This is a genomic window from Nostoc sp. (assembly GCF_036917555.1).
Taxonomy (GTDB): Bacteria; Cyanobacteriota; Cyanobacteriia; order Cyanobacteriales; family Nostocaceae; genus Nostoc.
Genome location: NZ_JBALDD010000022.1, coordinates 73065 through 89913 on the forward strand (window position 1 = coordinate 73065; position 16849 = coordinate 89913).

Here is a 16849-nt window from a genome sequence, read left to right on the forward strand (position 1 = left end):
AACTCTAATTAACAACTTCTATGGCTATTACAGTCGAATCTCAAAAACGTCCAGAAGGCAGCAAGCCAAGAGCTTTGCGCCGTGCTGGACTGATACCTGCCAATTTGTATGGTCATAAGGGTACAGAATCCATTTCTTTGACCATTGAGGCCAAAACTGTTGAGCGTTTACTCAAAAGAGCTTCTGTCAACAACACCTTGATTGAGTTGAATATTGCTGATGCACCTTGGCGCGGTAAAACCTTACTGCGGGAACTTCAGATCCATCCCGCAAAAGGTACGCCTTATCACCTCAGCTTTTTCGCGGTTGCTGGCCACGGCGACACCACTGTAGAAGTTCGGTTACGTTTTGTGGGAACTGCTGTTGGTGTTAAACAAGAGGGTGGCGTGTTAGACACCGTAGTCACTGAATTACAAGTTAGTTGTGCGCCAGAAAATATCCCAGATGTGATCGAAATTGATGTGTCTAATCTGCAAATTGGCGACAGCTTGAGTATTAGTGATATACCCTTTCCTGAAGGTGTTACACCTCTAGCTGAATCAGAGCGACTTGTTGTCAGCGTATTGCCACCACAAATTAGCGCTGAAGATGCTGGGACAGAAACTGAAACTGAGGCAGTTTCTTAAGCTAGATAAACTGTGTAATAATTTTTGATGACACCAGGGGGGAACTCCTGGTTTTTTTGTATTTGAACCGCAGAGGCGCAGAGAGCGCAGAGGACAGAGATGACAGAAGCGACTCTTCCAGCTTTTATCGAGCAAATGTTGCAACCTGGATTTTATCCCCATGCAGTAACAGAACCTATTCAACTAATTCAAACTCACATTTCTTATGTGCTGCTGACTGGAGATTACGCCTATAAACTAAAAAAACCGATGAATTTTGGTTTTTTAGACTTTTCCACCTTAGAGAAGCGGCAACATTTTTCTCAGGAAGAGTTGCGGTTGAATCAACGGGGAGCAGGTGAACTGTATTTAGAAGTTTTGCCCATAACTCTGGTAGGGGAGCAATATCAGTTAGGGGGAACAGCCGAGGCTGTAGAATATGTGCTGAAAATGCGCCAGTTTCCTCAAGAGTCGCTATTAAGTACACTTTTTGAACAGGGTAAGTTAAATGAGACACGCCTAGATGAGTTGGGACGGGTGGTGGCTCGATATCATGCCCAAGCACAGACGAATGATTACATTCGCACTTTTGGCGAAGTGCCAAATGTCCGGGCTGCCTTTGATGAGAATTATCAGCAAACTGAGAAGTATATTGGTGGCCCCCAAACTCAGACGCAATTTACAGAAACAAAGCAATATACAGATAACTTTTTTGCCGAACATTCAGAATTATTTGCTAGCAGAATTCACAGCGATTATATTCGTGAATGTCACGGAGACTTACACCTGAGAAATATTGCCCTCTGGCACGATAAAATCTTGTTGTTCGATTGCATTGAGTTTAATGAGCCGTTTCGCTTTGTCGATGTAATGTACGATGTAGCGTTCACAGTAATGGATTTGGAAGCTCGCCAGCGTAAAGACTTGGGTAATGCGTTTTTGAATGCCTATATAGAGCAAACTGGAGACTGGGAAGGCTTACAGGTGTTGCCCTTGTATTTAAGTCGTCAGGCTTATGTCCGGGCGAAGGTAACTTCATTTTTGCTAGACGATCCAAGTGTACCCGCGACGGTGAAGGAAGAAGCGACAAAAACCGCTGCCGACTATTACAAACAGGCTTGGGAATACACTAAACCAAACCTGGGACAACTAATTTTGATGTCGGGGTTGTCGGGTTCTGGTAAAAGTACCACAGCAAAGTCTTTAGCTCGTCAACAGGGAGCGATTCACCTGCGTTCGGATGCGGTGCGGAAGCATTTAGGGGGAATTCCTTTGTGGGAAAAGGGTGGCGATGATTTGTATACACCTGAGATGACCGATAAAACTTACACACGGCTGTTGGAATTGGGAATTATCCTGGCTAAACAAGGTTTCTCGGTAATTTTAGATGCCAAGTATGATAAACAACAATTACGGCAAGAAGCGATCGCACGAGCTACAAAACATCAACTTCCCCTTCAGATTATCCAATGCACAGCACCGCTGGAAGTTATAAAAGAGCGTTTGAACAATCGCACTGGTGATATTGCTGATGCCACCGCCGATTTATTAGCCTCACAAATCAAACAAGCTGAACCTTTCACTGAAAAGGAACAACCTTATGTAAAGATTTGGGATACAACTCAGCCACAACAGGCACAATTAAAATAATTCGTAATTCGTAATACTTCGGCTACGCCCTTACTTCGACGCCGCTCAGTACAAGTCGACTACGCTCAGGACAAGCTCAGTACAAGTTCGTAATTCGTAATTTTAGATTCAATTACGAATTACGAATTAGTAATTGGTTAATAAGTTTTTTATTTTATGGCAGACAAAAAGAACGACTTTTTCAGTATTTCTCCCAGCTTCTTTTCTCAACTATTATTTGGGGCATTTTTAACATTTATATTAATAATGACTGGCTCCGCACCAGCCCTGAGCATCTTTTTAGGAATCATGGGCGGTTTCATCTTAAGCTGGATCACAAGTTTAACCGATAATAACCCCCAGGCTCCAGCTGTCGCCTCATCTGATGGTGTCGATACAGGATTGAAATACTGGTTATTTTTCATGCTGGGTTTTGTCTATTTAGGCTATCCAGCACCCATGAGTATTTTGCTAGGTGGATTAGGCGCTTTAGCTGGAGGCTGGATTACTGCTTGGTGGGGAAGTAAGGAAGAAACTAGAACTCAGTTGCAAGTTGAAGAGTCAGAAGAGGGCGAAGTTGAACCAACGAATGAAAGGATCAACAAACGGCAAACCAGAAGAGCCGGCCGCCGTTACCGTCGCTCTCCTGGAAGTAGTTTCAATTTCAAGTTTTGGGAAAAGTAATAATTTGGGCATTGGGGAGCCAGCGCCGTGGTGAGGCAGTCCGGTCTTGGGGGTTTCCCCCAGGAGGAACTGCCGAAAGGGTTTCCCGACTTGAGGCGACTGGCGTCATTGGGCATTAGTCAAAAATCAATAGTTTTTCTTCCCAATTTCCTCATTCCCTATTTTCCATGCTCTATTCCCCATGCCCTAATAATATGTTTTTATATCTATCCAAATTACTGCCACTATTTTTTTATCTACTAGGATTAGCGTGTATAAGCTTGGTAGTAGCATTAGTGACTTTGTGGAAACGACCGAGGACTGCTGCGATCGCAATTGCTTTTTCCCTAACTTTATTGCTATTTTGTAGCAATGCTTGGATCGCTAAATCATTAGTGCGATCGCTAGAATGGCAAAATCTTCCACCAGCCCAAATACCTAATGCAGAAGCAATTGTGGTTTTGGGTGGCATAACAAAATCAGCTTTTCCCCCAAAAGACCTACCGTCGATTTAAGTGAAGCAGGTGATACCTACAGCGGGCTACGCCTACGCGTCATCTACGCCGCACAACTGTATCGGCAGAAAAAAGCGCCTATAATCTATTCTGAGCGGCGGCCGCATTGATTGGCGTGGAAGTGGTTCTCCAGAATCAGCAGATATGGCAACAATACTCACATCTATTGGTATTCTATCTGAGGCGATTGTCCAAGAACCTGACTCTTTCAATACTTATCAAAATGCTGTAAATGTCCGCAAAATCTTGTTATCTCGTGGCATTCGTCAGGTATTATTAGTAACTTCAGCAATGCATATACCGCGATCGCTTCAGATTTTCCAGCGTCAAGGAATCAATGCTATTCCTGCACCTACTGACTTTCTAGTTAGTGAGGGTGAGTTGCAAGAACTCGGTAGTACTCCCAAAGCCGCTATACTAAATTTATTACCTGATACTGATAACTTACACCAATTTACCATCGCTTTAAAAGAGTATATTGGTTCTTTAGTTTATCGCTTACGGGGTTGGCTTTAATCAAGTTAGCAGTTATGAGAGACGCGATTAATCGCGTCTGTACAGGAGTTATGAGTTATTAATTAGGAAGTGCGGTAATTAGCTGAATTCAAAACTTTCCAATCCTGACTCTTAATTTTATGTCAAAAAATTTACCTTATATTATTCCAGTTGCTCAACCCCAAGTTGAGGAAGCTTTTGCGTCTTACCAAACAACCCATCAGTTTTATCAGGAAGTTCGGTCACGGTCAGAGTTTCAGCGTTATTGTGATTGGTATTATACAACAGCAGAACAAAACCGCAAAGACCTTAAAAGAATGCGCGGCGAACTGAATATTTTTCAGTGGTTTCGCCGCCGATAAGTGCTTTAAATGACTTCTAACTCATTTTCACGTAAATGGGCTTTAAACTTTTTACTAAACTTGACTACAATCGGCAGATTAGCACTTACTGGTCTGTCTCGCCATAGGGTGGCAATAGCTGCTACATCGCCTTCTGTGCCTTTGATGTCAAAAGGCTGATTCCGATGTTCAGGATGATGATACACCACTACCGAATCTTTAACGCGGACGCGATCGCCAACTTTCATAACAACATTTACACCTAGCATTTTCTTTTCCACAAGTATCTGCTACAAAATATATGATTAAATCGCTTAGAATTTGATTTAATCAGCTATTTCTTGACGCTTCATTGGGGTGCAACGGCTTAACCCTCTGCGTCCAGGCACGTCTTAGCAATCCGTGCGTACTCTTTTAAGTTTTTTGCCGCGTTAATAAGTATCGCCCATAGCCTTTCTCTTTAACCCAAAAGCAAGGAAATGAAAGAAAATCAGGCGATATCGGATGTGCTTAGTACTTTTACAAGATATCCAACCCTTTTATCTTGACTCTAGGATGTTCCCCAGGTCAACTCTCTCAAGAATTTTCGTGCATGGCAGATGCGTTGTGATTATCGAATGCACTCTGACTTTGACCTCTCTCCAAACCTCTCTCCTAAGAGGAGAAAGGCTTTGAATCTTACTCCCCTTCCCTTATAGGGAAGGGGTTGGGGGTTAGGTCTTTATTAGACTGAACTGAGAAACGGTATAGAGTCTAACCAAAATTTGCTTGCTTGCTTAAGAAATCCTGGAAGCTGGAATGATAAAGACTGTAGCGGATTTCTCCATCAATTTGAGGCGCTGCGTTGGGCGGGTTTCCCGACTTGAAGCAAGTGCCGTCCTGGAGTGTTAAAAACTCACGCCAATTTTCCAGAACTTCTTCGACATCGTATTCATCAGCATCAATTCTACTAGCAATGCTTTTTGCTGATACTACAGATGAAACTTGCATTAATACATTCAGCACAGATGATTTAAATTCCCTCTCTTGGCTTGGCGAATTAGGAGGAATCATCTTGTGGAAATGCTGCTGATAATACGCCTCTAAATCAGGGGTAAATGGGTCAACCTCCTTAGAGATAGCAGGTAATATCTGACTGAGGTGGTCACTGAGCTTCTTGTACTGAGCGCAGTCGAAGTATGCTGAAGTGTACATGAAATTGTTTTCGCTTTTGGCTATTAGCTGTACTGTGAATTCTTCGTCATTATTGACATATTGCCGAATATATGCTTCTATATCCTCGTGGTTTTGTTGTGGGTATTCTGCTAAGTCGAAAATTTGGGAAGGTGCTTCTATCAACAAACCGGATTGTTTTCGCACATAAGGACGACGGGTAACAAGGAAATACACCCCACGCGGGAGATATCTGGGAAGATAAAAGAGATTTGAGCCTGGGGTTTGGTCGGTGCGGTTAACAGCATCCAAGGCATCAATAGCAATGATAAACTTTTGTTGAGGTTCTAGCTTGTTGCTGACTTGCTGAAGCAGGGAAGGTAGAGAGGTTTCTTGAGATGTCGGGTCAATTTGCGTGCAGATAGTAGCAATAAATTCCTCAGCGCGATTTTTGTCTGGGAGTTGGGCGTTGTAATAAAGAACGTGGGGATTTTCAGTGAGGTACTTGGCGAGGATGGAACTTTTGCCGCTACCGGGTGCGCCAATTATGGTAAAGTAACCCCGGTCATGACGCTGGAGAAAGTTGAATATAGCCGTGAAGACGAAGGCGCGACCAACAAAATTTTGGCTTTTTTCGAGAATGACTTGTTGAAATTCTGTTGGGTAAAAGGGGAAATTGATTGGCGTTGGGGGTCGAGGTGAAGTGTTCATACTTTTTAAACATTCTCCAACCGCAAAAAATGCACTCTTCCTGAACCATCACCTGCCACAATTGTCATCCCATCTGCTGCAACAGCGCAGCAATAAAATGGATTTTCTCCTGTAAAAGTGGCAATTTCTTTCCCAGTTTCTAGATTCCAAAGTTTGAGTGTGTTGTCATATGAAGCAGAAATCATCTGCTTGCCATCGGGAATGAGGGCTACTGCATTTACTGAGTTGCTATGACCGTGGAAAGTACGCTCATCCTCACCAGTTTCCAAATTCCAGAGTTTGAGTGTACAGTCACCTGAAGCAGAAATTACTTGCTTGCCATCGGGGGTCAGGGCTACTGCTCTTACCCTGTGGCTATGACCGTGGAAAGTACGCTCATCCTCCCCAGTTTCCAAATTCCAAAGTTTGAGTGTGCAGTCACCTGAAGCAGAAATTACCTGCTTGCCATCGGGGGTGATGGCTACTGCATATACTGTGTCGCGATGACCTTGGAAAGTACGTTCATCTTCCCCAGTTTCCAAATTCCAAAGTTTGAGTGTCTTGTCATCTGAAGCAGAAATCACCTGCTGACCATTTGGAGTGAGAGCTAATGCTGTTACCAAGTTGCTATGACCCAGGAAAGTACGCTCATGCTTTCCAGTTTTTAGATTCCAGAGTTTGAGCGTCTTGTCCCATGAAGCAGAAATTACCTGCTGACCATCGGGGGTGAGGGCTACTGCATATACTACCGTGTCGCTATGACCTTGGAAAATATGCTTATCCTCCCCAGTTTCCAGATTCCAGAGTTTAAGTGTCTTGTCCCATGAAGCAGAAATTACCTGCTGACTATCGCGGGTGAGAGCTACTGCATATACCGGGGCGCTATGACCCTGGAAGGTTCGCTGATTCTCCCCAGTTTCCAGATTCCAGAGTTTGAGTGTGTTGTCCTCTGAAGCAGAAATCACCTGCTTGCTATCGCGGGTGAGAGCTACTGCATTTACCCTGTCGCTATGACCCTGGAAAGTCCGCTGATTCTCCCCAGTTTCCAGATTCCAGAGTTTGAGTGTGTTGTCATCTGAAGCAGAAATCACCTGCTTGCCATCGGGGGTGAGAGCTACTGCATTTACCGGGGCGCTATGACCCTGGAAGGTCCGCTGATTCTCCCCAGTTTCCAGATTCCAGAGTTTGAGTGTGTTGTCCAATGAAGCAGAAATCACCTGCTTGCCATCGGGGGTGAGAGCTACTGCAAATACCGGGCCCCTATGACCGTAGAAAGTCCGCTGATTCTCCCCAGTTTCCAGATTCCAGAGTTTGAGTGTACAGTCACCTGAAGCAGAAATCACCTGCTGACCATTTGGAGTGAGAGCTAATGCTGTTACCAAGTTGCTATGACCCTGGAAAGTCCGCTGATTCTCCCCAGTTTCCAGATTCCAGAGTTTGAGTGTGTTGTCATCTGAAGCAGAAATCACCTGCTTGCCATCGGGGGTGAGAGCTACTGCAAATACCGGGCCGCTATGACCCTGGAAAGTCCGCTGATTCTCCCCAGTTTCCAGATTCCAAAGTTTGAGTGTGTTGTCAAATGAAGCAGAAATCACTTTCTTGCCATCGGGGGTGAGGGCTACTGCTGTTACCGAGTGGCGATGACCTTTGAAAGTCCGCTCATCCTCCCCAGTTTCCAAATTCCAAAGTTTGAGTGTGTTGTCAAATGAAGCAGAAATCACTTTCTTGCCATCGGGGGTGAGGGCTACTGCATTTACTGAGTTGCTATGACCTGAGAGGGTAAGAAGTAAACTTCCGCCAGGGGAAATTAAGTTAGATGTTAACGGACGCAACCAAGGTAAAACTTGCTGCTGCTTTGCGACTTCGAGCATTCCTTGAATTTCTGGTACTGCAAAGTGCTGCATTCGCCCCCATAATTGCCCTGCCAGTTGCTTTTTATCTTTTACTAAGATATGCGCTGACAGTCGTAAAGCTCCTTGAATCAATTTCAGCGTTTTGACTTGCTCTGGATTATATTCTGGGTTACTCAATAATTCTGAGTCGTTAATTAAATCATAATCCTCAATTAGTGACTGCACACCAAAATCAGAATGCTTGACTTTAGCATCGATAAAATCAAAATCAGTCAGTTTTTTATAAAGTGGTTTCCACTTTCCTATCTTTGCTTTAACACGAGGGTCAATGAGGATAGTTCGCTGGTCGCTTAAAGATAACTGGGCAAATTTTTTAGCAAAACTACTCATCTTCGTCTTCACCTGATTTTAGGCTCGCCCACAATTGGTCATTAAAGTCGGAAATAAGACGCTGAACCTCTTGCCAATCAATATTATTGTTTCTTTTTTCTCTTTTTAGACTAGGTTGATTGCGGAGGAAATCTGCAAAACTTTGGTGATAAATTGAATAGTAGTCTTCCTCATTTTGTTTTTGTTTTCTCAAGAATTCCAGCCACTTATTCAAAAGCTCCAAGACATCATATTCATCTCGACCAGTAATGCGGGCAATGGATTCACAAGAAATCGGTTTACCTACCTCAACCAGTACACAGAGAATAATCGCATTTGTCCGCTTGTCTGGAGTATCCATTTCCATCTGCTTCCAATGCTGTTCATAATAACCCTGAAGTTTCTCAGGTAATTCTTCTAAACTTAAGTCTTGATAATCGCCTCTAGTAATACTTGGTAAGACATAGTACAGGTACATAAAATTGTTTTCACTTTTTTGTGCTACCTGCTCAATAAAATATGGCGGTTGAATATTCCGTTTTTGAATCCATGTCTTTAGACCATGATGCTCTGGCTCATCATTGATAAATGAGCTAATGTACTCTGTCACATCCTTTCGATTCCAGACTTCATACTTATTCGCTGTTAAATCCAACTGCTGCTCTGGAACTTCTTCAGTCAACAAGCGCTTTTCATTTTGGGCATAGCGTCGCCTAGTTAACAGAAAATATATCTTCTCTGGCAGGTTTTTGGGTAAATCTAAAAGATTTCCTGACCCTGGTTGCTCGACTTCATCGAGTGCATCAACCACAATTACCAAGGGTTTACCAGTTGCTAGCTTTTCATTTACTTTCGTCAGCAAAGTAGGTAAATTATCATTCTCTGCATTTTGTAACTGATAGCGATTAATCAGTTGTTGACGAATACTTTGCAAAAATTGGTCTGGTGTGTTGCGACCTTCTGCCCGAATATTGAAGTAGCAGATAGCTTTGTATTTAGATACAGATTGGGCTGCGATCGCACTTTTCCCCATTCCCGCATCTCCAATCACGGTAAAATAACCTTTAGGATGCTTTTTGAGGAAATCATCAAATTCATTAAATACAAATACCCGTCCGCAAAATGCTTTAGTTTTTTCTTCGATTAGTGCCTTAAACTCATCTGGATAGGGCGACTGTTCTTGAAGTTCTGTAGATTTCTTCAGGTGTTCTTGAAATTGTACATTTGTTATAACTTCTCCTGGATTGATAGAACGTTTTGCTACACTGAGAAAAACTTGATGAAATTCTTCAACCTGAGCTAAGTCTATTTTTGCTTGTTGTGCCTCATCTTTTAATGTATTCCATTCCTCGTTATTAATAGCCAATGCCTCTTCTGCAAAAGCCTTATAAAAAGTTTTTTTAATCTCTTTATTTCTAAAAAAATTGAGTATGTAATTAGCTTTAAATACGCCATATTCTACCAAAGCATAAGTATAAACACCTTCAAAATCTTTGGGAGGCTGTATTGAATCAAGATTTAAACGTTTTAAAACTTTAATAATATATTCGTTACGTTGAGCCTGCTGGATACCAAGAGAAACAGTAGCAGGTGCAATAGCTTTAATAGCATTAACTACAGATACGGGGTCAATATTCATCTTTCCTGTGGTGGGAGCAGGTTGTGATACCCTTACCTTATCGCATATTAACTTAGGACATAATTTCACAAGTTCAAAGCAAAAAATTGCCTTCCATTAAACCTCTGCATTGCTCTGCACCAACCTTTGCGCTTTTTTGCGTTTAAAAAAGTAATTTTTTTAAACGCAGAGGTTTGCTAAATAGTGCAAGATGTGATGTAAATTTATGTGGTGCGATCGCTAACTTATATTGACTCACTAGCGATCGCCACTTTTTTCTTCGTCACTCTTAATGTACAAGTAGTTCTTGTCAACATTGCAACATTCCTCATCAACATTACAACATCCATAAGGAACATTGTAATATTCCTCATCAACATTACAATATTCCTTATCAATGCTGGAATATTTCTCATCAACATTACAACATCTATAATAAACATTGTAATATTCCTCATCAATGCTGTAACATTCCTCATCAACATTAGAATATTTCTGTATAACCTATTTCCCAGTCGGACATATTTGCTGCACTCTTTGGGGAAGTTGCCGACACACTTGCTGGAATCCTTGAGGATTAATTTGCCACCAAGCAAATAATCCCAGACTTGTACCCCCTACAAGCAACGTCAACACTCCCCCCAGCACTACCGAACGTTTACCCCGCTTCGGTTTTGTAATTAAAGTTGGTGGAACTTCTGGGCTGAGAGGTGATTCTTCTGAAACAAGTCTCTAATTGCTCAGATGCTACCTTGACTTGGAGACAAGAGGGTGTGCAATATGTTTTTGGGTTGAAAGCAGGCGATCGCACTTCTTTAGTAAAAATGGCTAATTCTGCGATTAATCCCTAGCTAACGTCATTTGATTGTACTTCCCAACGAAACAGCCGCGGCAATTGAGATATATCTATGGCGTAGTTAACAATCCACATCACCAATTCAAAAATCAATAAATATCGTACCCACTGCAACTCGCTTGTAGAATCCAAAAGTGTCAAACCCTCATACAGCTGCCAGAAGCGGTAAGGCAGATATATATAAGGAACCATCACCCATACGACATTTTGCAACTGCCTAAGCGTCACTCTTTCAGAGATGATTTGCAACCCTAATACGATAAAATACCAACCAAGCACAGTTAAGACCGTGCGATCGCCCCACCATACACCCCACAATAGCATAACCACTAATGGCGGCACTACCGCTAGCAGTTGCACCGAGCCAAACCAGATTTTATACCAACCGGGAAATGGTAAAGGTAGAGTATAAGGCTTTGCGTTTTTCCATCCCCAGTTCACAACCACAATAAAAAGTGTGGCAATAAGGAAAAAGAGGAGATTTTCTAGGAACAGATAGAGGTTGATGTTTAAGGAAGTCACGTCGCTTCGCTCCGAATTCAAAATTCAAAACTTGTACTGAGCGTAGCCGAAATATTCAAAACTTGTACTGAGCGTAGCCGAAATATTCAAAACTTGTACTGAGCGTAGCCGAAGTATTCAAAATTCCTATAAATAAATTTAGTTGCTCTGTATCCTTTTGTTTATCGCTCATGAGGGTATGATCAAGCTCTGATGTTTATGGCTTCAGTAAATCAATATACTTGTCTATACAATAAAACATCTACTAAGGAGCTACAAAAAATATTTCAACTTTTGTTTGCTCTATTTTCTTGTACCAAATGAATAATCGATGGTACTAAAGAAATAACTATAATTAATCCAATAATCGGTAACAAATACTTATCTACCTGTTCAGGTGGCAGAGATTTTCCTAAGAAAAACCCTAACAGGGTAATGCCGAATGTCCAAAGAAAGCCACCAATTAAGTTGTAAGACATAAATGTGCGATAATGCATTGCACCAATTCCAGCCACAATAGGCGCGAAAGTCCGTACAATGGGTAAAAAACGTGCTAAAACAATCGTTTTTTTTCCGTGCTGGTGATAAAAGTTTTGGGTTTTAACAAGATGTTTTTTATGAAACAGCCATGAATCTTCCTTCTGAAATAGTCTTCTGCCAAATTTATGCCCAGTAAAATAGCCAACATTGTCACCTAAGACTGCACAAACAAAAGCACCAAAAATCAGAACCCAAATATTCAGTAAATTCTGAGATGCGACAAATCCAGCAGTGAACAATAAACTATCTCCAGGCAGAAAAAAACCAATTAACAAGCCAGATTCAGCAAAGACAATCGCCCAAACCCCAAAATAGCCGAGTGATTTAATCAGTTGTGGTAAATCCAGATGCATAGAATTTTTACTTTTCAACAATAGATCCACAACATCTTAACGTTCAGCAATTTTATTGAATAAAAAGTAATATTAAATTTATGTAAAGTTATTATGTAATCTGGGTAAATGTAATGACAAATGACAGGTTTTGGGTTACAGGTGCAAAAGACAAAGATATTTAAAAGTACTAAGAATATTTTGGGGTGCTGCGATGCCTACGGCGAGCTTTGCTAACGCAGCAGAGTTGGAATATCGTGTTAACTTTTTCATAGCTACCCTTAGAAATATGAAAAGCGATCAAATTCCTCCTGGAAGCTTTGGTATACCTGTATTAGGTGAAACACTCTCTTTTGTTTTCGACCGCGATTTCGCTAAAAAGCGCTATCGCCAGTACGGGCCCATCTTCAAAACTCATCTTCTTGGCAGACCGACTGTAGTGATGGTCGGGCCGGAAGCATTAGAGTTGGTTTTGTCAAGCCAAATGGAGAATTTTTCTTGGCGCGAGGGATGGCCTGATAATTTCAAGACAATACTGGGTGAATCACTTTTTCTGCAAGATGGAGAAGAACACCGCAGAAACCGTCGCTTGATGATGCCAGCATTGCATGGCCCAGCATTGGCGAACTATGTCTCCACAATGGAAGATATTACACGTAGTTATCTGCAAAAGTGGGAGAAGCAGCAGGAATTTACTTGGTTCCAAGAATTTAAACAACTGACGTTTGATATTGCTAGTCAATTATTGTTGGGTACGCGTCCTGGCCCTGAATGTGTGCGTTTTAGCAAGTTGTTTGCAGCCATGACAAATGGACTATTTGCGATTAATCCGTTGCCCTTACCATTTACAACATTTGGTAAAGCTATAGCTGCTCGTAATCAGATTTTAGAGCATCTAACTCAAGTTGTCAGAGAACGTCAGCAAAATCCCACAAAAGATGCTCTGAGTTTATTAGTGCAAGCCCAAGATGAAGAAGGGAACCGGATGAGTGAAAAAGAACTTATCGCTCAGGCGTTACTATTACTATTTGCTGGACATGAAACTACTACTTCGATGCTGACTTGGTTGTGTGTAGAGTTAGCCCGTCATCCAGAAGTACTCGAAAAAGCAAGAGTTGAACAATTGCAACTTGCAAGTAAAGGTGATTTGGATTTAGAACAATTAGGGAAAATGCCCTATTTAGAGCAGGTTTTGTGGGAAGTTGAAAGATTGCATCAACCTGTCGGAGGCGGGTTTCGTGGCGTAATTAAAGACTTTGAGTTTAAAGGTTATCACGTTCCTGCTGGTTGGCAGTTATACTACTCAATTGCAGTTACTCATCGAATTGCAGAAATTTATTCTGAACCAGACCTTTTTGAACCAGACCGTTTTAGTCCCCAGCGCCAAGAACACAAAAAATATCCTTTTAGTTTAGTTGGTTTTGGCGGTGGGCCACGCATTTGCATTGGTCTAGCCTTTGCCAAAATGGAAATGAAGATTGTTGCTGCTCATCTTCTACGTAGTTATCATTGGGAAATATTACCTAATCAAAGTTTAGAGGTAGTTCTGCTTCCCACTAATCGCCCTAAAGATGGGTTGCAGGTTAGATTTCAACCTCGGTGAAATGTTTTATGGTATCCCAAATAGACGTACATTTACTTAATGGAGTTTTACAACGCTGGCAAAATGTGAAAGATTTTGTGGGCGGAAACGTTAACTCTCTAAGTAACTCAGCACAACAAGCTGGTGAGTCTTTGAAGACAGCAGCCACTACAACAACTGATAGAGCAATTGATACAGTTACAACAAGTTTAGAGCAAACTTGGCAAACAGCAGAGCAATTTAAAAATACAACATCAGGAGCAGTCAAAGATGCAATTGCATCTTCTGCAAGTGATTGGTTAACACAACACCCGATATTTTTTCGGTTAGTTCAAATACTAGGTTGGGGAGCTAATCACCCAATTATTAGTGTAGTAATTTTGCTGTTTGCACTTGCTCTACTTTGGAGCATCATCAAAGCAATTGTCCGCTTAATTGAAACCGCTAGTTGGTCAATACTCAAAGTTCCGTTAAAATTGCTTCAGGCTTTGATTAAAGTTAGTTTTCTATCTTTAACTAAAGTTGGGAGTTTGGCTGTTCAACGAATCACAGGTGCTAAAACAACTGATGACCTGCCTACTTTACTACCTGAAAGTTTTCAACAAAATAAACAACAACGATTAGCAGAAATCTCTAGTCGTTTGGAAGCAATTCAAAAGGAACAACATGAGCTTTTGCAAGAAGCAGCAGATTTAATTGCTACCGATACAATTGATATAGAAAGCTCCAAAATTAAACAGCTAAAAAGCGCTGAATCACATCTTGGCTAAGTTCGGCTGTAGAACCAGAGGCGACAATCCCACCTTTTTGCATGGCGTAATAATAATCAGCCTGACGGACAAAGTGTAAATGTTGCTCTACTAATAACACCGAAATGCCTGTGGTTTCGACGATGCGACGGACTGCGGCTTCAATTTCTAAGATGATGGAGGGTTGAATACCTTCAGTGGGTTCATCTAAGACGAGTAATTGAGGTTCTCCCATTAAAGCACGTGCGATCGCTAATTGTTGCTGCTGTCCTCCACTTAAATCACCACCCATCCGCGAAAGCATGGTTTTTAACACTGGAAATAAACTAAAAACTTCCTCTGAAATTTCTGCTTTTTTTACTGGTTTGCGTCTAGCTTCCAACCCCAGCAGTAGATTTTCTTTAACTGTTAACCGAGGGATAATCTCTCGTCCTTGGGGGACATAACCAATTCCCAACTTTGCTCTTTGGTCTGGGGATTTAGAGTTGATTAATTCTTCAGCTAAATTAATAGTGCCGCTGCGGGGTTTGAGTAAACCCATGATAGTTTTTAGTAGGGTAGTTTTTCCGACACCATTGCGTCCAATTAGGCAAACCATTTGCCCAGATGGTACGCTCAAATCTACATTGCGGAGAATATGACTTTCGCCGTAATAAACGTCAAGATTGGAAATTTTTAGCATTAGAAATCACTTATATATTAAAATTTTACGCAGGGGCGCAGCGCAGTGTTAGCCTGCGTTAAGCACCCCAGCATGAAAGTCTTTTACAGTGCGCTCAAAAGCAAGTGTCATGAGAGATTCAACATCTGGATCTGTATACAATTTTCCAACGTGCTGATGAGCTAGGTTAGCGAAACCAGACTCGATAAGCTTAGAGCGAGCTTTACTCATGTCTACAGAAGTACCAGTAACTTTGCCTAAATCTAGGAAAAAGCTCAAAAATAAGTTTAAGTATTCTTTTAAACTTACCTGGTCAAGTTTCAAATTTTTCTTATTGTTTTTTTCAATCTCTTGGATTAAACGAGCTGTCATTGCATCAATTGGATAGTGAATTCCCATTAAAACTGCGAGTTCATCACGGAAATACTGGCAAAGATTGTTGGGAGATGAAAAATATTGAACACTCAGTAGGGGTAGAGAAAATTGTTTACAATCAAATTCAATAAATACTGAATCAGGCGGTTTCTTAGAACCGTGTGTACCTTCAACAACATATAGAATAGAGTCTGAGCCACAGTAATCTTGGGCAATGACAACCGATCTTTTAATACGGTTAAGAATAGTCAATACTCCAACCACCATTTTTGTCGAAGAACTCCAGTAAACTTCTACTGAATTATGCTGAACTCCTAAACCCAAAATTCTTGTTGCTTGTTCAGCTACTGAAAAAAATTCTTTAGTCTCAATGGCAAAAGTCCGCCAATCACCTTTATCATTTCTAGCAAATTCTCGAATTGGCTTAGTCAAATCTCCCTGAACCCACTCTGGCAAGAAAAATCCAAGACATTTAAGAATTGTATGTGCTGTAGAACGATATTGTTCTCGAAGATTTAGCTGATATGACATTGGTTGAGGTTTTGCATCTGTTATGTCTAGCTGTGCCTCTATAATAATTTTCTTAAGTTGTTCTTGTTCTTCAGGTAATGGATGTCTTCCCAGCCAAGTAGCCATACCATCTCCTTCTATCCAACGTTTGGCTTCACTTTTAGAATTGAAGGTAAGACGTGATTTTATGCTTTCATCAGGCAAAATTTCGTCTTCAATAAGAGGCTGTTTAAGCTTTAGCTTGGCTCCTTGATCTAAAAAGTATTTATTTTCTAAAACGATTTTAGGTACTTCCTGATGACGTTCTCCTCTGAATACCCATGAATTCATTACAGCTTGCACATAAATAAGAAAAGCTTTGTCTGTCGAATTTGAAAAGCTAAAGTTACATTGACAGCAAATCAAGTTTTTGTCTTTATATGAACCGCCCCAAGATGAGTTGAAGATATGTTCCCCTGATATTGCTGGAAGGGAAGCGCCGCAGTAGAAGCAGTTTTTCAACTCTGATGCACGTCTAGATAGCTTCTCAAAACGAGTAAACATGAGGGAATTCGTCTGATAAATTGAAACATTAATGTAACATAGTGTTGACTGTCAACTGTAGTCAAATAACAGCCACCACTGATATTTTTGACAACTGAAATAGGGTAGTGGCTGCCCAACCTACGATTTTCTTTAACCCAAGCTATTGGATTAGAATGGCAATAACATTCAGTGGTAGTCTGTGTAGGGTAAGAAAGCATCGAATGCAAGATGCTAAAAATAGCACCTTGCAAACTGTACCGCTTAACTCTCAAAGAGTGCTAATTCCGA

18 protein-coding genes and 1 pseudogene are annotated in these 16849 nt (G+C 41.3%); 8 read left to right on the forward strand and 11 right to left on the reverse strand.

Annotated elements, in window-relative coordinates; genetic code table 11:
* Positions 1 to 20 precede the first annotated feature (20 nt).
* From V7K60_RS08300 to V7K60_RS08310, 3 genes are all read left to right on the forward strand, one after another.
* Positions 21 to 626 (forward strand): 50S ribosomal protein L25/general stress protein Ctc, encoded by a 606-nt coding sequence (locus V7K60_RS08300; protein WP_334924519.1) that lies wholly within the window; start codon positions 21 to 23, stop codon positions 624 to 626.
* A gap of 99 nt (positions 627 to 725) precedes the next feature.
* The gene (locus tag V7K60_RS08305; protein ID WP_334924521.1) at positions 726 to 2255 is read left to right on the forward strand and encodes a bifunctional aminoglycoside phosphotransferase/ATP-binding protein; all 1530 of its coding nucleotides are present in this window, start codon (positions 726 to 728) and stop codon (positions 2253 to 2255) included.
* Positions 2256 to 2411: 156 nt separating this feature from the next.
* Entirely contained in the window at positions 2412 to 2918 is a 507-nt protein-coding gene (locus V7K60_RS08310; protein ID WP_334924523.1) for a hypothetical protein, read from the forward strand.
* Here V7K60_RS08310 and V7K60_RS08315 read toward each other — a convergent pair.
* Together V7K60_RS08315 and V7K60_RS08320 are read right to left on the reverse strand one after the other, a co-directional pair.
* Positions 2899 to 3027, reverse strand: a complete 129-nt coding sequence (locus V7K60_RS08315; RefSeq protein WP_334924525.1) for a hypothetical protein — start codon at positions 3025 to 3027, stop codon at positions 2899 to 2901. The genes V7K60_RS08310 and V7K60_RS08315 overlap by 20 nt on opposite strands.
* Positions 3028 to 3150: 123 nt before the next feature.
* Positions 3151 to 3369, reverse strand: coding sequence for a hypothetical protein (locus V7K60_RS08320; protein ID WP_334924624.1), 219 nt, complete (start codon positions 3367 to 3369; stop codon positions 3151 to 3153).
* On the opposite strand from V7K60_RS08320, the pseudogene V7K60_RS08325 reads away from it, so the two are divergent.
* Positions 3278 to 3928, forward strand: a pseudogene (locus V7K60_RS08325) (YdcF family protein). The gene V7K60_RS08320 and the pseudogene V7K60_RS08325 sit on opposite strands and share 92 nt — an antisense overlap.
* 119 nt (positions 3929 to 4047) lie before the next feature.
* Complete coding sequence (locus V7K60_RS08330) at positions 4048 to 4269, forward strand: hypothetical protein (RefSeq protein WP_334924527.1); 222 nt, start codon at positions 4048 to 4050, stop codon at positions 4267 to 4269.
* Positions 4270 to 4274: 5 nt separating this feature from the next.
* On the opposite strand, the gene V7K60_RS08335 is transcribed toward V7K60_RS08330, so the two are convergent.
* From V7K60_RS08335 to V7K60_RS08355, 5 genes are all read right to left on the reverse strand, one after another.
* On the reverse strand, positions 4275 to 4496 hold the full coding sequence (locus V7K60_RS08335; RefSeq protein ID WP_334924616.1) for a ferredoxin-thioredoxin reductase variable chain: 222 nt from the start codon (positions 4494 to 4496) through the stop codon (positions 4275 to 4277).
* A gap of 505 nt (positions 4497 to 5001) precedes the next feature.
* Positions 5002 to 6111 carry an ATP-binding protein gene (locus V7K60_RS08340; protein ID WP_334924529.1) on the reverse strand — a complete coding sequence of 370 codons (1110 nt, stop codon included), beginning with the start codon at positions 6109 to 6111 and terminating at the stop codon, positions 5002 to 5004.
* Positions 6112 to 6116: 5 nt separating this feature from the next.
* Positions 6117 to 8333 (reverse strand): hypothetical protein, encoded by a 2217-nt coding sequence (locus V7K60_RS08345; protein WP_334924531.1) that lies wholly within the window; start codon positions 8331 to 8333, stop codon positions 6117 to 6119.
* Positions 8326 to 9951 (reverse strand): AAA family ATPase, encoded by a 1626-nt coding sequence (locus V7K60_RS08350; protein ID WP_334924533.1) that lies wholly within the window; start codon positions 9949 to 9951, stop codon positions 8326 to 8328. Before V7K60_RS08350 ends, V7K60_RS08345 begins: the two co-directional genes overlap by 8 nt.
* A gap of 483 nt (positions 9952 to 10434) precedes the next feature.
* Entirely contained in the window at positions 10435 to 10566 is a 132-nt protein-coding gene (locus V7K60_RS08355; protein WP_334924535.1) for a hypothetical protein, read from the reverse strand.
* A gap of 74 nt (positions 10567 to 10640) precedes the next feature.
* Here V7K60_RS08355 and V7K60_RS08360 point away from each other — a divergent pair, with 74 nt between their 5' ends.
* Entirely contained in the window at positions 10641 to 10781 is a 141-nt protein-coding gene (locus V7K60_RS08360; protein WP_334924625.1) for a hypothetical protein, read from the forward strand.
* Here the strand turns inward: V7K60_RS08360 and V7K60_RS08365 are convergent.
* Together V7K60_RS08365 and V7K60_RS08370 are read right to left on the reverse strand one after the other, a co-directional pair.
* Positions 10778 to 11308, reverse strand: coding sequence for a hypothetical protein (locus V7K60_RS08365; protein ID WP_334924537.1), 531 nt, complete (start codon positions 11306 to 11308; stop codon positions 10778 to 10780). The genes V7K60_RS08360 and V7K60_RS08365 overlap by 4 nt on opposite strands.
* Positions 11309 to 11574: 266 nt before the next feature.
* Positions 11575 to 12180: a DedA family protein gene (locus tag V7K60_RS08370; RefSeq protein ID WP_334924539.1), complete on the reverse strand. Its 606-nt coding sequence runs from the start codon at positions 12178 to 12180 to the stop codon at positions 11575 to 11577.
* A 268-nt stretch (positions 12181 to 12448) separates the two neighbouring features.
* Here V7K60_RS08370 and V7K60_RS08375 point away from each other — a divergent pair, with 268 nt between their 5' ends.
* Both V7K60_RS08375 and V7K60_RS08380 read left to right on the forward strand, forming a co-directional pair.
* Positions 12449 to 13762 (forward strand): cytochrome P450, encoded by a 1314-nt coding sequence (locus V7K60_RS08375; RefSeq protein WP_334924618.1) that lies wholly within the window; start codon positions 12449 to 12451, stop codon positions 13760 to 13762.
* 8 nt (positions 13763 to 13770) lie between these two features.
* On the forward strand, positions 13771 to 14511 hold the full coding sequence (locus V7K60_RS08380) for a hypothetical protein (protein WP_334924541.1): 741 nt from the start codon (positions 13771 to 13773) through the stop codon (positions 14509 to 14511).
* Here the strand turns inward: V7K60_RS08380 and urtE are convergent.
* Positions 14474 to 15172, reverse strand: coding sequence for an urea ABC transporter ATP-binding subunit UrtE (gene urtE / locus V7K60_RS08385; protein ID WP_292864538.1), 699 nt, complete (start codon positions 15170 to 15172; stop codon positions 14474 to 14476). The genes V7K60_RS08380 and urtE overlap by 38 nt on opposite strands.
* 48 nt (positions 15173 to 15220) lie before the next feature.
* Positions 15221 to 16579, reverse strand: a complete 1359-nt coding sequence (locus V7K60_RS08390; protein WP_334924544.1) for an HNH endonuclease — start codon at positions 16577 to 16579, stop codon at positions 15221 to 15223.
* Positions 16580 to 16849: the final 270 nt, after the last annotated feature.